Raw genomic sequence first — 14,806 nt, 5'->3', positions numbered from 1 at the left:
CATAGGCTGAGGACATGACCACACATTTCGATGTCGTCGTCCTGGGGGCCGGTGTCGGCGGCTACGTCGCCGCGATCCGTTCGGCACAGCTGGGCCTGAAGACGGCCGTCGTCGAGGAGCGCTACTGGGGCGGAGTATGCCTCAACGTCGGCTGCATCCCGTCGAAGGCGCTGCTGCGCAACGCCGAACTGGCGCACATCTTCACCAAGGAAGCCAAAGCGTACGGCATCCAGGTCGACGGCACGGTCAGCCTGGACTACGGCGAGGCGTTCCGCCGCAGCCGCAAGGTGGCCGACGGCCGCGTCAAGGGCGTGCACTTCCTGATGAAGAAGAACGGCATCACCGAGGTGCACGGCCGGGGCACGTTCGTCGACGCCAACACCATCGAGGTCGACGGCGAACGGATCACGTTCGACCACTGCGTCATCGCGGCGGGCGCGAAGCCGCGGCTGCTGCCCGGAACATCCAAAAGCGACCGCGTGGTGACCTACGAGGAGCAGATCCTCGCTGAGGACGTGCCGCAGAGCATCGTGATCGCCGGTGCCGGTGCGATCGGTGTGGAGTTCGCGTACGTGCTGCACAACTACGGCGTGAAGGTCACCATCGTCGAGTTTCTCGACCGGATGGTCCCGCTGGAGGACGAAGAGGTCTCCGCCGAGCTGTTCAAGCGCTACCGCAGGCTGGGCATCGACGTGCTCACCTCGACCCGCGTCGAGGGCATCGAGGAGACCGGTGACGGCGTGCGGGTCACTGTGTCCAAGGACGGCAAGCAGCAGGTCCTCGAAGCGGACAAGGTGCTGCAGGCCATCGGGTTCCAGCCGAACGTCGAGGGCTACGGCCTGGAGAACACCGGCGTGCGGGTGACCGACCGCGGCGCGATCGAGATCGACTCCCGTGGCCGCACCAACGTGCCGCATATCTTCGCGATCGGTGACGTGACGGCGAAGCTGATGCTGGCGCACGCGTCCGAGTCGATGGGCATCGTGGCGGCCGAGACGATCGCCGGCGCGGAGACCATGGAGCTGGACTTCGTGATGATCCCGCGTGCGACCTACTGCCAGCCGCAGATCGCCAGCTTCGGCTGGACCGAGGCGCAGGCGCGCGAACGCGGTTTCGACGTGAAGGTGGCCAAGTTCCCGTTCACCGCCAATGGAAAGGCACACGGTCTCGGCGACAGCGCCGGGTTCGTCAAGATCCTGTCCGACGCGAAGTACGGTGAGATCATCGGCGCGCACCTGATCGGCCCGGACGTCACGGAACTGCTGCCGGAGCTGACCCTGGCCCAGCAGTGGGACCTGACCGTCACCGAGGTCGCCAGGAACGTGCACGCCCACCCCACGCTGGGTGAAGCCGTCAAGGAGGCCATCCACGGCCTCGCCGGTCACATGATCAACTTCTGAAGTACACCCATCCGAGTGAAGCCGGTGCAAACGCCACGTGCGCACCGGCTTACCTTTTGTTCCCCACCTGACGGCGATCCGCGCCGTTCTATTGTGCGTTTTCAAGCTGCTGGTATGCCTCTTTGAGCTCCGTGGCTTCGGGCATGTGTTTTTGCTCCACAGCTTTGATGACCTCGGCAGCCCGCCAGCGGTTGGACGGTACGACGCGGCCGGATTCAAGTGCTTGTTGTGTGGCGTGGCAGGCTTCGTCGAATTGATCTGTGATCAGGAGCGTGAGGGCCAGGTCGAGTTTGGCGCTGGCGACGCGGCGGGGCCAAGTGCTGGTGTCGCCCGACGGGGCGAGCCTGGTGATGGTTTCCCGGGCATAGGTTTCGGCTGCTGGGTCACCTGCCCAAGCAAGAGTTGTCGCGGTATAAGCGATCGCTTTGTCCGGGTCGTATCGGTAATGATGTTCTGGGCGGGTTGGGCGCGGCAGGTTGGACACGTAGCCGTGGACGCGGGTGACTGCGGCGTATGTGGCTTCATGCTGACCGAGGCGTGCGCGTGCGCGTCCTTCTTGCATGGTCGACTGGATCAACACTGACGACCCTTGCGGGGCGAGTCTTTGTGCTGCTTGCGAAAGCTCCACCGCGAGCAGGTAGTTCCCGTCGGTCAACACGCGCTAGGCTTCGGTCTCATAGCACCAGGCGCGAATCTCGTCATGCTCGGCTTCACGGGCCAGCTCGGCTGCTGTCTTCAGCCGCGCAGTGGCCGCGTGTCGTTGTTTCAGGTCGATGTGCACAGTCGCGGCGAGCAATGACAACCATCCGGCGACAGTGACCAAACGCCGCTTCTGGGAAAGGGTGGCTTTGTGGTCGGCCAGTTTTGCCGCATAGGAAAGATAGAGCCGCAACCGTCCGAGCAACGCGGGCGGGTCCGCCTTGGGGTAGGACGTGGCAAGGTCATCGAATGCGGTCTCCAGGCGAGTGAGCGTTTCGTCTGACACATCACTGGCCGTGATCCGGCGGGCGAGTTCCACGGCCGCCAGCTCATCATCGGCGAGCTCATCCACCGTCAACTCCGCGCGTGAAGCCGCCATGGTCAGCTCGTCGGTAAGACCGCTGCTGCGGGCCTGACGCAGCCCAGCCACGCGTGCCTGAGCCTCAACCGCGCGGGTCTGCTGCTGTTGGTGCTGCTCCGCCTTGATCAAGGCTTGTAGGCCCATGTAGCTGGTGATCAGCATGCCGTCAGCGGCTAGGGCGGTATCCAGCGCGCCCCACAGTTCCACCGTGCCGCCAGGGCGGCCGTTCTCCAGGTGGGTAAGAGTTGTGCGGTCACAGCTCACCCGGGCAGCCAATTCCGCCTGGGTCAGTCCGGCAGCGGTACGGAAGGTGGCGAGCCGCTCACCCACCTCGCGACGCGTTCGAGTGATGGTCTCCGATTCATGGCCCACTTCTCACACCGCCCGGATAACGGTAGATGCCCTGGTCACCGACCCAACCAGGGTAGCCGTGTCAGTTGACCAGCTTGTGAACCCCGCAGTGATGATCACGTCCACAACATCGCCCACTCGCAGTTTCACCAGGTCGAATCGAACCAGTAAAGAAACTCGACCCGGACAGGAACACTCATGGCAGTCCAGTGCACATCATCAAGCCCCACCGCGGTTGTGGGCGCACCTGGCCGCACCAAGCCTCAACCCACCAATGGTCGCCCCTACCCGGGCGCGAGGGTCAAAACCAAGCACGAGATCCGAGGTCACTACAGGTTTGGAACCGTCGCCCTCTATGAATGGGACTGGAACGGCCTCCTGTTCCCTGTGGATATCGATCATGTCGGTACTCGCCTGTTCGCCGTTGCGGACGTAGAGATCGTCGACCAGTGAAGTCTGACAGCTATTGAGAGCGTGTACTCCTTGATGACACCTTCACGAGATCAACAGGTAGCCATGCCATCGAACACCAAGGAAATCGAGCCAAATCGTATCACTGTTCCGTATGTGACGGCATGGTCCGCTGAACAGGACCGTTCCGGTGAACTGATCTGCCGGGCCAGAGGCGGTATCGGTTATGCCGATGAGACGGTCATGGATCGCGATTCTCGCGGTGTCCTGTGGATTCGCGCGGCTTCCCGTCCCGGCGAAGGGCGACCGGAATTCGGCGAAGTTCATTCGCTGCGGCAGCGCAGGGCCATGCGGCGGCTGTTGTGCCAGGTGTGCGGAGGACCGGCTGATCAGACCGCGGCCGGAACCCTGTGGCTGCTGCCTGACTTCCGTGAGGACTGGCCGGGGTGGCCGAACGCCATGGCCAACGCTGAGCCACCGGTATGTCCGCGCTGCGTCGAGGTTTCGGTCCGGCTGTGCCCCAAGCTGCGCCGGGGCGCGGCGGTCATCCGGGCACGAGAGTGTCCTTTGGTCGGCGTACGAGGCACGCTTTTTGTCCGGGGCGATGACGGGCCGGTGCGAGCCGCCAATGACGTCTTCGCCTTCGGTCACCCCAGAATCGGCTGGGTCCAAGCTTTCAGCCTGGTCAGGCAGTTGGGCGACTGCACGCTGATTCCGCCGAGCGAGCTGGCCGGTTGTGCTCCGTGACCAGGCGGCCGCGATCGGTCCTGGTCACGGGGCGATCGCACCGGCTTTGTAGCCGAGGCGATAAACCGAACGCACGACTCCCTGGCCCAGTTTCTTGCGCAGGTAATACACGTACGTGTCCACGGTGGATTCGCTGGCATCGGTGCCGAATACGCGGTTGCGCAACTCCGCTTTCGGGTAGATCACCGTCGGCCGGGCCACCAGCGTGCGCAGCAGGTCGAATTCCCGGACCGACAACGAGACCCGCTTGCCCCGGGGCAGGACGACCTCATAACGGCGGACGTCGAGTTGTGCGCGGCCGAACGGGATTGTCTCGGCGTTGTCGATGTGCCGTCGAAGCAGGCCGCGGATTTTCGCGAGCAGTCGCGCGGGCAGGAAGGGCTTGGGCAGGTAGTCGTCCGCGCCCGCGGCCATCGCGTCGGACTGGTCCTTGTCGGAACCGATCGCCGAAAGCACGAGCGCCCGCGCGGTGACCGCTTTGCGGCGCAGCTGGGCGAGGGTCTCGAGGTTTTCCTCGGACCGGTCGACGATCAACACGTCATAGTACGAGTCCAGGGCCTTGCCCATTGTCGGATCGACCTCGTACTGGTATCCGGCTCCGTCGAGCAATTCGCCCAGGCGGGTGACGAGCACTTCGTCGTCGGCCACGATCAGCAGCCGCGGCGCAGCTTTCGGGTTCACGTTTCCATCCTGCCCGCACCGCCCGGAACGTGCTCCCCGTCCACTGTGTATCGCATGCCCACCTCCCTGTGGCCCTCCGAGCTTAGCGGGATGGTCACGGGATGTGCTCACCGTGTGGCGATCAGCGATGGACTCCGGTGTTCCGGCGCGGCATAGTGGCCCGCTGGGAGGTAAATATGTCACCAGAGGCACTTTCCCGGCGGGAACTTCTTTACCGAAGCGGCCAAGTAGCAGCGGGTCTGACGATTACCGGGGCGACGACGGCGGTCGCCGAACCCGAGACGGCCGCGGGGCAGGTCGTCTTACGCGAAGGTACGAACATGTCCGCGGCGCTGTCCCCGGACGGCAAGCGGATCGCGATCGATCTGGTCACCGGCATCTGGGTGCTGCCGGCGACCGGCGGACGGGCGAGAAGGCTGACCGACGACTTCCAGGACGCGACCCAGCCGGCCTGGTCGCCGGACGGCCGAAAGCTCGTGTTCCAGTCGTATCGCGACGGCAACTTCCACCTCTATGTCATCGACGCCGACGGTGGTACGCCGCGCAAGCTGACCAGCGGAGCCTTCGACCACCGCGAACCGGTGTTCTCGCCGGACGGCAAACGCCTGGCGTTCAGCAGTGACCGCGACGGCAGCTACGGCATCTGGCTGCTCGACTTGGCTTCCGGAACCCTCACGGCTGTGACCACCACACCGGACGAGGAAGCCATGCCCAGGTGGTCGCCCGACGGGCAACGCCTCATCTTCACCGTCAACGACACCGCCATCGACACCGTGACGCTGGCGACCGGCGAGCGGACGCGGCTGGTCACGGCGACCGGCATCGACCGGTTCTACGGCCCGGGTTTCGGGCCGGACGGCCAAACCCCCAGCTACATGCGGCTGCGTGGGCCGGACGCCAGCCTGATGCTCGGTGACCAGCAGGTGACCACCGGCGAGGACGTCTTCGGGTTCGCGGCCACCTGGACGGGCCAGGACGTCTGGTACGTCGCCGACGGCCGCATCCGGGTCCGTTCGGGCGCCGCGGTCCGCGATGTCCCCATCGAGGCAAGCGTTTCCGTCGTGCGGCGGGACTACCGGCGCCGGGTCCGCGACCTCGATTCGCCCGCGCCGCAGCCGGTCCGCGGTATCGCCAGCCCGGTCGTGTCGCCGGACGGCTCGCAGATCGCCTACCGCGCCCTGAACGCGCTGTACCTGGTCCCGAGCACTGGGGGAGTGCCGAAGCGGATCGTCAGCGACCAGTACTTCAACTCCGACCCGGACTTCTCACCGGACGGCAGGAGCCTGCTGTACATCAGCGACCGGCTGGGCACCGCGGACCTGTGGCTGCGGGATCTGGCCAGCGGCACGGACAAGGTCCTGACGTCGTTGCCCGGGGCGCAGACGATGCCGCGATGGTCGCCGGACGGGCGGCGCGTCGCGTACATCGACCAGGATGGTGCACTGTGGACGCTGGAGGTCGCCACCGGCGCCGTCCAGCAGATCACCCCGGCGCTGTTCATGCCCGGCAGGCCGAGCTGGTCGCCGGACGGCAACGTGATCGCAGTCGCGGCCGTCAAGCCGTTCTCACGGCGTTTCCGTGAGGGCACAAGCCAGATCCTCACCGTCAACCTGCGCACGAGCGAGCTCCGTTACGCCGAACCGATGCCGTTCCGTTCGCTCGCCACCCGCGGCGACGACGGTCCACTGTGGTCGCCGGATGGCAGGTACCTTGCCTTTGTCGTGGAAAGCGTCGCGTGGATCGCGCCGGTCGACGCCACGGGCAAGATGATCGGCGACCCGAGGCAGGTCACCCACGAGGTCACCGATTCCCTTGCCTGGCAAAGGTCCGACGCGTTGGTGTACCTGTCGAACGGGCAACTGCGGGTGGTCAAGATCAGCGGCGGACGCCCGCGCACTGTCCGGCTCGCGGCGACCTGGCGCCGTCCCCGGCCGCCGGAGCGGTCGATCATCCACGCGGGCGCGGTGTGGGACGGTGAATCCGAGCGGTTGCGCGACGACGTCGACATCGTCATCGAGGACGGCCGTATCGCGGAGATCAGGCCGCATCGCCGTGGCTCCGAAACAGTCGACGCCAGCAAGCTCGTCGCCATGCCGGGCCTGGTCGACGCGCATGTGCATTGGCATTTGCGTGGCCGTGCATGGGGCGACAGGCAGGGCCGGCTGTGGCTCGCGTACGGCATCACGACGACGCGATCACCCGGTGACCCGGCTTACCAGATGGTGGAGACGCGGGAGGCGCTGGAATCCGGCAGCCGGGTCGGGCCGCGATTCCTGGCCACGGGCGAGGCGATCGACGGGTCGCGGGTCTACTACAACTTCATGCGGCCCACGTTGTCCCGCAAGCAATTGGACCTCGAGTTGTCGAGGGCCGTCGCGCTCGGCTACGACATGGTCAAGACGTATGTGCGACTACCAGTGGAGTACCAGCAGACAGTCATCCGCGCCGCGCACGCCGCCGGTATCCCGCTGTCGTCGCACTATCTGTACCCGGCGGCGAACATCGGTATGGACGGGATGGAACACACCGGGGCGACCAACCGGCTCGGCTATTCGCACACGGTCAGCCGGATCGGCCGGGCGTATCAGGACGCGGTCACGCTTTTCACCCGATCGGGTATGTCGCTGACGCCGACCTTGTTCAACTCCAAGGTTCTCTACGCCGAGGACAAGTCGCTGTTCACCGACGAACGGACCAAGGTGCTCTTCCCGCAGTGGGAGTACGAGCGGCTGGCGAGTGATATCAACGCGATCGGCACACCGGGCGCGCCGACGCCGCAGGCGCTCGCCGCGAACGTCGACATGGTGCTGCGGGTGCATCGTGGCGGCGGGCTGGTGATCTGCGGGACGGACGCGCCGCTGGACAACGTGGCCGTGTCGTTGCACCAGAACCTCCGCGCGATGGTGAAGTACGGCTTCACACCGCGCGAGGCGTTGATCACCGCGACGCGCAACCCGGCGGTGTGGCTCGGCCTGGAGAACCGGATCGGCGTGCTCAAGCGTGGCGCGTTCGCGGACCTGGCGCTGGTGGACGGCAACCCGTTGACCGACATCAAGGCGGCGGCTGCCGTGCGGCGTACGGTCGTGGGCGGCGTGCAGCGAACCGTCGACGAACTGATGGCGCCTTTCCGGAGCCAGGCACCGGCGAGCAGCCGGGTGGTCAACGCGGTCCTGCCCGCGAGGGCGTCGGCCAAGCAGCAGCACTGGTGGCACGAACCCGAATGGGCGACCCACATCTGCTGTGACCACTGAGAGGGCATCGGCAGGTCACGTCCAACAATGCGGCTATTCCAGCTGCGCTAACAAAGGACTTCAGAAAGTCCTGATGGACTGCACAACAGGCCCGGGTCCACACTGCCCGCATGAAGGCACTCGTCAAGCTGGTCGAGGGCCCGGGCCTGGAGTTCACCGACGTCCCAGACCCCGAACCAGGCCCGAACGACGTCGTGGTGCGTGTGCTGCGCACCGGGATCTGTGGCACGGACCTGCACATCGACGCCTGGGACGACTGGGCCGCGAAGACCATCCGGACGCCGCTGGTGGCCGGCCACGAGTTCGCGGGCGAGGTCGTCGAGACCGGCGCGGCCGTCACCGTCGTGCAGGTCGGTGACCTGGTCAGCGGAGAGGGCCATCTGGTCTGCGGCACGTGCCGCAACTGCAAGGCCGGCAGGCGCCATTTGTGCGCCAACACCCGTGGCCTGGGCGTACACAGCAACGGCGCCTTCGCGGAGTACGCCGTGCTGCCGGAGCAGAACGTCTGGGTGCACCGCAATCCGGTCGACCTGGACGTGGCCGCGATTTTCGACCCGTTCGGCAACGCCGTGCACACCGCGCTGTCGTTCCCGGTCATCGGCGAGGACGTGCTGATCACCGGTGCGGGCCCGATCGGGATCATGGCCGCGGCCGTCGCCCGGCACGCCGGCGCCCGCAACATCGCCATCACCGACGTCAGCGACCACCGGCTCGAGCTGGCCAAACGGGTCGGCGTGGACCTGGCTCTGAACGTGCGCCATACCTCGATCGCCGACGCGCAGGCCGAGCTGGGCATGTCCGAGGGCTTCGACATCGGCATGGAGATGTCCGGCCAGCCCAGCGCGATGCGCGACATGATCGCCAACATGGCGCACGGCGGCCGGATCGCGCTGCTCGGCCTGCCCGCCGCGGAGTTCCCGGTCGACTTCAGCGCGGTCGTGCTCAAGATGCTGCACATCAAGGGCATCTACGGCCGGGAGATGTTCGAGACCTGGTATTCGATGTCGGTGCTGCTGCAAGCCGGTCTCGACCTGACCCCGGTGATCACCCACCGGTATCGGGCGCACGAGTTCGACCTGGCCTTCGCGACGGCCAGGAGCGGTGACTGCGGCAAGATCATTCTGGATTGGACGGAGATCTGATGTACGGCGCGATGCGCGACGACCTGCGGGCCGGGCTGGACGAGATCCGTGCGGCGGGTCTGTACAAGGCGGAGCGGGTGATCGGCACCCCGCAGCGGGCGGCCGTGCGGGTCGGCACCGGCGACGAGGTGCTCAATTTCTGCGCCAACAACTACCTCGGCCTGGCCGACCACCCGGCGCTGATCGAGGCGGCGAAGAACGCGCTGGACGAGTGGGGCTTCGGGATGGCCTCGGTCCGGTTCATCTGCGGTACCCAGCAGCCGCACAAGCAGCTGGAGGCCAAGCTCTCCGAGTTCCTCGGCACCGACGACACGATTCTCTACAGCTCCTGCTTCGACGCCAACGGCGGGCTGTTCGAGACGCTGCTGACCGACCAGGATGCGGTGATCTCCGACGAGCTCAACCACGCGTCGATCATCGACGGTGTCCGGCTGTGCAAGGCCCGCCGGTACCGCTACAAGAACCGGGACATGGACGACCTGGAGCGCCAGCTCAAGGACGCCGCCGACGCCCGGTACCGGCTCATCGCGACCGACGGCGTGTTCTCCATGGACGGCTATCTCGCGCCCCTGGACCACATTTGCGACCTGGCCGAACGGTACGACGCGCTTGTCATGGTCGACGACTCGCACGCCGTGGGCTTCACCGGCCCGACCGGTCGCGGCACGCCCGAACTGTTCGGCGTGACCGACCGGGTGGACGTCATGACCGGCACGCTGGGCAAGGCCCTTGGCGGCGCCAGCGGTGGTTACGTCTCCGGGCGCGCGGAGATCGTCGAGATGCTGCGCCAGCGCTCACGCCCGTACCTGTTCTCGAACTCGTTGGCGCCGTCCATCACGGCCGCGTCGTTGGCCGCGTTGGAGTTGCTCAGCTCGTCGGGTGAGCTGCTGACGAGGCTGCGTGAGAACACCACCCTGTTCCGGACGCGGATGACCGAGGAGGGCTTCGACCTGCTGCCGGGCGAGCACCCGATCATCCCGGTGATGATCGGCGACGCCGCGCTGGCGGGCCGGCTCGCGGACCTGTTGCTGGAGCAGGGGATCTACGTGATCGGCTTCTCGTACCCGGTCGTCCCGCACGGCAAGGCCCGGATTCGCACCCAGATGTCGGCGGCGCACTCCACCGACGACGTCAACCGGGCGGTCGACGCTTTTGTTGCGGCACGGGCAAAACTTGACGCCTGATCGCTGTGTGGTTCTGCTTCATAGGCGGCGGCGCCTATGAAGCAGACCTTCGCTACACCTCGCCCTTGGCCGCCTCCAGCAAGGCGCCCAAAACCTTGCTGTACAGGGGATGTTGGTCGCTGCCGCGGCGCACGGCGACAAACACGCGGCGCTCGGGTGGCGCCTCCGCGATCGGGATGCGGACAGCCCCACGGGTCTGGGTGAAGGCGTTGCGCGGCACCAACGCGACACCCGCACCGGCCGAGACCAGGGCCACGATCGCGCTGAAATCGTCCGAAGTATGCGTGATCCGGGGGTTGTTCCCGGCGACCTCCACGACGTCGCGGCACGGGTTGCCGGGCAACGGCGCGATCCAGTCCTCGTCCTCGCCGAGGTCCTTGAGGGTGATCGCCTTGCTGCGGGCGAGGTGGTGGCGCTCCGGGAGGACCACGTCGAACGGCTCGGTGTACAGCGGGTACCGGATCAGCCGGGGGTCGTCGGTCCGCGGTCCCTGCCGGCTGTCCTCGGTGATGGCGATGTCGATCTCGCCGTCCAGCAACAGCGGCACGCTCGCGTGCCCCTCGGCGTCGCGGACGACCACGGTGATGTCGGGCGCGAAGAACCGGAGTTTGCGGACCGCGGGCGCGACCACCTGCGTGATGGCCGACGCGAAGCTGGCCAGTTCGACGCGCCCCCTGGTTCCCGTGGCGAACGACGCGAGCGTGGCCTGGGCGCGTTCCAGCTCCGCCGCGACCGCGTTGGCGTGTTGGACGAGCAGTTCGCCGACGGGCGTCAGCGACACGCGCCGGCCGCGCCGGCGCAGCAACTCCTGCCCGGTCTCGGATTCCAGCGCGGCCAGCTGCTGCGAAACGGCGGACGGCGTGAGGTGCAGCGCCTCACCCGCGGCGGTCACTGTTCCGTGGTCCGCCAGAGCTCGCAGCACTCGTAGCCGTCGGGGGTCGATCACACGACCCATTCTCCATCCTCAGCCGGTGTCCGGGCCGGTGGCCGGTCCAGGCTGTGGACAACCGTCGAACCTGGCGCGGATCTTGCGCCAGGTGTCCTCATTGGAAGGTGTGTACGTGGTCAGCCGGGTCTCGCTGCGCGGACCGAACCACAGGTTGGTGTAGTCGAACTCGAGCCTGCCCACCTCGGGGTGGTCGACCCGCTTGGTCGCGTTCTCGATCCACCGCACGTCGTGGCGGTCCCACAGCGTGTCGAACTCCGGTGACTCCGCCCGGAGCTTGGTCACCAGGCACTTCCACCGTTTGTCTCCCACGTGCTCGGCCATCGACGCCCGGAACTGGGCGACCACCCACGGCAGGTTGTCCGTGCGGTCCACCAGACGGGCGCGCCACGTCGGGTGCGTGAAGGCGAGGACCATCGCGTTGCGGTCCTCGAAGGGGACGGCGTCGAGGTCGTACAGCCACATGTACGGCCGGTTGGACCCCAGGATGTCCATCCGGGAGTTGAGCACCGTCGCGGGCAGCGGCTCCAGCTGGCGCAGGATGATGTGCATCTGCGGGGACAACGCGTCGCATTCGCTGGCCGCCACCGGTTGCGGTGAACCGGCGAGGGTGAACATGTGCGCGCGCTCGTGGGGATCCAGCCGGAGCGTGCCCGCGATCGCCGCCAGCACCTGGTCGGACGCCTTGATGTCGCGTCCTTGCTCCAGCCAGGTGTACCAGGTGACCCCGACCCCGGCGAGCTGCGCGACCTCCTCACGGCGCAGACCTGGCGTGCGGCGCCGGCCACCCGGCGGCAGGCCGACCTCCTCCGGGCTGATCCGCTCCCGGCGGCTGCGCAAGAACGTGGCCAGCTCGTGTCGCCGCAGGCCATCGCGAGTCCCGGCAGGCAGCGTCGAGGTCATGCCACCAGGATCGCACGCCACGTGATCCCGGTGCCAGGTAGTGTGGATACCCGGATAACCAGGCTCTGGTACCAGGCTATGGGTCCGGCGAATCGTGGCAGCCATGACGACACCCACTCTCCGGCGCACCACATCGGCGCCGGCTGGCGAGGCCGGGCTGACGACGGTGGGACTCATCACGATCCTGCTCGGCGCGGCCCTGCCGATCCTCGATTTCTTCATCGTCAACGTGGCCCTGCCGACCATCGACCGCACCCTGAACGCCTCCGCCACCATGCTGGAGCTCGTCGTCGCGGGGTACGGGATCGCCTACGGCGTCCTGCTGGTCCTCGGCGGGCGGCTCGGCGACACCTACGGTCGCAAGCGGCTCTTCAAGATCGGCCTCACGGCGTTCACGATCACTTCACTGGCCTGCGGCCTCGCGCCGACCGCCGGTGTGCTGGTCGGCGCCCGGATCGCGCAGGGCGCGGCGGCCGCGTTGATGCTCCCGCAGGTCCTGTCCACGATCCAGGCCACCACGACGGGGGAGCGCCGGTCCCGGGCGTTGGGCCTGTACGGGGCCAACGCGGGGATGGCCATGGTTTTGGGCCAGGTGCTGGGCGGCGCCCTGATCGCCGCGGACATCGCGGGCTCCGGCTGGCGGCCGATCTTCCTGGTCAACGTCCCGGTCGGACTGGTCGGCCTGGTGCTGGCCCGGCGCATCCCGGAGACCAGGTCGGCCAATCCGGCCACGTTGGACTTCGCCGGAACGGCGTTGCTGGCCGTGTCCCTGTTCGCGTTGCTGGTGCCGTTGACCGAAGGCCGGGCGATCGGCTGGCCACTGTGGACGTGGCTGCTGCTGGCGGCCAGCCCGGTGTTGTTCGCCGCGCTCGCGGTGGTGCAGCGGCGCGTCGAACGAGCCGGGCGGACCGCGTTGCTGCCGCCGTCCGTGCTGCGGATGCCGAGCATCAAATTGGGCCTGCTGTTGAGTGGCCCGTTCTTCATGGGGTTCGGCGCCTACATGTTCGTCGCTGCGGTGACCTTTCAGGACGGTCTGCATTACGGGCCGCTCGGGGCTGGCCTCGCCATAGCGCCTATGGCCGTGTCCTTCCTGATCGCGTCGCTCATGTCCAGCCGGTTGGTGAGCCGACACGGCCGCGGGGTGATCACCGTCGGCGCGGCGATCCAGGGCAGCGGCGTGGTCATCGGCATCGTGACGGTCCTGCTGGCGTGGCCTGACGTGACCGCGCTGACCCTCGCGCCCGCGATGGTGGTCACCGGATTCGGCCAGGGCCTGATGGTCACCACGTTGTTCCGGGTGGTCCTGTCGCGGGTGCCCGTGGAAAGCGCCGGCGTCGGGAGCGGTTCGCTGGTCACGGTCCAACAAGTGAGCCTGGCGCTCGGCGTCGCCACCCTTGGGTCGTTGTTCCTGTGGCTCAGCGAACCGGACGTGCTCGGGATGCGCGACGCCTTCGCCGTGGTGATGGCGGTCCAGGCCGTCGTGGCCATGATGGTCTCGCTGTTCAGCCGCCGGCTGCCTGATCCGCGCTAGGGAACTCGACCACGGCGGCGTTGGGAATGCCGGTGCTGGTGGTGAATCTGTCGGCAGCGCGCCGTGCCAGCGCCAGCCGCATGGACATGCCGTGGCACACCACGAGCGCAGGACGCGGTCCTTGTTCGATCTCCGCCAGAGCGGCCATCACCCGGTCGCTCTGCTCGGCGAACGTCTCGCCGCCCTCGAACCCGAAATCGATCGTGCCCGAGATCCATCCCTGGTAGCCGTCAGGGTTCTGGGTGGCGAAGTCCTTGACCAGCCGGTCGGTCCAGATCCCGGTGTCGGTCTCCTTGAGCCGGTCGTCGAACCGGACGGGCAGGCCGATGTGGGCCGACACCGCCTCCGCGGTCTGCCGTGCCCTGGCCAGCGGGCTCGACCACAGCGCGGCCAGGCCCAGGTCGGCGACCTTGACGGCCAGTTCCTTGGCCTGCACGAGTCCGACCTCGTCGAGTGGGATGTCCTGCTGTCCCTGGAACCGTCCGGCGGCGTTGTAGGCGGTCTGGCCGTGTCTGGCGAGATAGATGGTCACGTGCGTCAACCGTACCTACGTCCCGAGATACCGGAGCACGGCCAGCACCCGGCGGCTGTAGCCGGTGCTGCGCGGCAGGTCGAGCTTGTCGAAGATCGAGTTCACGTGCTTCTCCACGGCGCTCCGGGAGATGTGCAGCGACGTGGCGATTCTGTCATTTGTATAACCCTGCGCCATTTGTCCAAGGACATCTACCTCGCGTGATGTCAGGCGCGACAGCGGATCGGTGTGCGTGGTGCGGGCCAGGAGCTGCCGGACGACCTCCGGGTCGAAGGCCGCGTTGCCCGCGCCGACCCGGTCCAGCGCGTCGAGGAACTCGCCGACCTGAGCGACCCGGTCCTTCAGCAGGTAGCCGACGGCTCCCGTGTCGGACGTGATCAACTGGGTGGCGTAGCGCTTCTCGACGTACTGCGACAGCACGAGCACACCCACAGCCGGCCATCGCTCGCGGATCTCCAACGCCGCCCGCAGGCCCTCGTCGGTGTGGGTCGGCGGCATCCGGACGTCCACAACGCACACGTCCGGTTGCTTGGCGGCGACCGCTTCGACGAGCGAGACACCGTCCCCGACCGCGGCGACGACCTCATGACCTTCCTCGGCCAGCAGCCGGACCAGGCCTTCGCGCAGCAGGATCGAATCCTCGGCGAGCACTATCCGCATTGCCCGC

At 67.2% G+C, this 14,806-nt stretch carries 13 protein-coding genes; 6 read left to right on the top strand and 7 right to left on the bottom strand.

The features are described 5' to 3' along the window. The first annotated feature begins 14 nt into the window (after positions 1-14). Positions 15-1,400 (top strand): dihydrolipoyl dehydrogenase, encoded by a 1,386-nt coding sequence (lpdA, locus tag GC106_RS17465; protein ID WP_173131361.1) that lies wholly within the window; start codon positions 15-17, stop codon positions 1,398-1,400. 88 nt (positions 1,401-1,488) lie between these two features. Here the strand turns inward: lpdA and GC106_RS47855 are convergent, their stop codons facing one another. Further along, positions 1,489-2,055, bottom strand: coding sequence for a hypothetical protein (locus GC106_RS47855; protein ID WP_246365962.1), 567 nt, complete (start codon positions 2,053-2,055; stop codon positions 1,489-1,491). Between the two features lie 6 nt (positions 2,056-2,061). Continuing rightward, positions 2,062-2,790, bottom strand: a complete 729-nt coding sequence (locus tag GC106_RS47850) for a helix-turn-helix transcriptional regulator (RefSeq protein WP_312872707.1) — start codon at positions 2,788-2,790, stop codon at positions 2,062-2,064. 675 nt (positions 2,791-3,465) lie between these two features. On the opposite strand from GC106_RS47850, the gene GC106_RS17455 reads away from it, so the two are divergent. Further along, on the top strand, positions 3,466-3,969 hold the full coding sequence (locus GC106_RS17455) for a hypothetical protein (protein WP_173131358.1): 504 nt from the start codon (positions 3,466-3,468) through the stop codon (positions 3,967-3,969). Positions 3,970-3,993: 24 nt separating this feature from the next. On the opposite strand, the gene GC106_RS17450 is transcribed toward GC106_RS17455, so the two are convergent. Further along, positions 3,994-4,650: a response regulator transcription factor gene (locus GC106_RS17450; RefSeq protein WP_312872706.1), complete on the bottom strand. Its 657-nt coding sequence runs from the start codon at positions 4,648-4,650 to the stop codon at positions 3,994-3,996. A gap of 320 nt (positions 4,651-4,970) precedes the next feature. On the opposite strand from GC106_RS17450, the gene GC106_RS17445 reads away from it, so the two are divergent. The 3 genes from GC106_RS17445 to GC106_RS17435 all read left to right on the top strand — a co-directional run bounded on the left by GC106_RS17445 (position 4,971) and on the right by GC106_RS17435 (position 10,227). Further along, the gene (locus tag GC106_RS17445) at positions 4,971-7,901 is read left to right on the top strand and encodes an amidohydrolase family protein (RefSeq protein ID WP_246365959.1); all 2,931 of its coding nucleotides are present in this window, start codon (positions 4,971-4,973) and stop codon (positions 7,899-7,901) included. Between the two features lie 110 nt (positions 7,902-8,011). Then, positions 8,012-9,043, top strand: coding sequence for an L-threonine 3-dehydrogenase (tdh, locus tag GC106_RS17440; RefSeq protein WP_173131352.1), 1,032 nt, complete (start codon positions 8,012-8,014; stop codon positions 9,041-9,043). Then, entirely contained in the window at positions 9,043-10,227 is a 1,185-nt protein-coding gene (locus GC106_RS17435) for a glycine C-acetyltransferase (RefSeq protein ID WP_173131519.1), read from the top strand. The genes tdh and GC106_RS17435 overlap by 1 nt, the downstream gene beginning before the upstream one ends. A 52-nt stretch (positions 10,228-10,279) precedes the next feature. On the opposite strand, the gene GC106_RS17430 is transcribed toward GC106_RS17435, so the two are convergent. Together GC106_RS17430 and GC106_RS17425 are read right to left on the bottom strand one after the other, a co-directional pair. Further along, positions 10,280-11,173 (bottom strand): LysR family transcriptional regulator, encoded by an 894-nt coding sequence (locus tag GC106_RS17430; RefSeq protein ID WP_173131516.1) that lies wholly within the window; start codon positions 11,171-11,173, stop codon positions 10,280-10,282. Between the two features lie 18 nt (positions 11,174-11,191). Further along, positions 11,192-12,076, bottom strand: a complete 885-nt coding sequence (locus tag GC106_RS17425) for a helix-turn-helix transcriptional regulator (protein ID WP_173131349.1) — start codon at positions 12,074-12,076, stop codon at positions 11,192-11,194. A 103-nt stretch (positions 12,077-12,179) separates the two neighbouring features. On the opposite strand from GC106_RS17425, the gene GC106_RS17420 reads away from it, so the two are divergent. Beyond that, positions 12,180-13,607, top strand: a complete 1,428-nt coding sequence (locus tag GC106_RS17420) for an MFS transporter (protein ID WP_173131345.1) — start codon at positions 12,180-12,182, stop codon at positions 13,605-13,607. On the opposite strand, the gene GC106_RS17415 is transcribed toward GC106_RS17420, so the two are convergent. Continuing rightward, the gene (locus GC106_RS17415) at positions 13,579-14,139 is read right to left on the bottom strand and encodes a histidine phosphatase family protein (protein ID WP_173131342.1); all 561 of its coding nucleotides are present in this window, start codon (positions 14,137-14,139) and stop codon (positions 13,579-13,581) included. The genes GC106_RS17420 and GC106_RS17415 overlap by 29 nt on opposite strands. A gap of 15 nt (positions 14,140-14,154) precedes the next feature. Continuing rightward, positions 14,155-14,799 (bottom strand): response regulator transcription factor, encoded by a 645-nt coding sequence (locus GC106_RS17410; protein WP_173131339.1) that lies wholly within the window; start codon positions 14,797-14,799, stop codon positions 14,155-14,157. Positions 14,800-14,806: the final 7 nt, after the last annotated feature.

Source organism: Kibdelosporangium persicum, assembly GCF_013280595.1.
Classification (GTDB): Bacteria; Actinomycetota; Actinomycetes; order Mycobacteriales; family Pseudonocardiaceae; genus Kibdelosporangium; species Kibdelosporangium persicum.
This window is presented reverse-complemented; position numbering and strand designations above follow the sequence as displayed.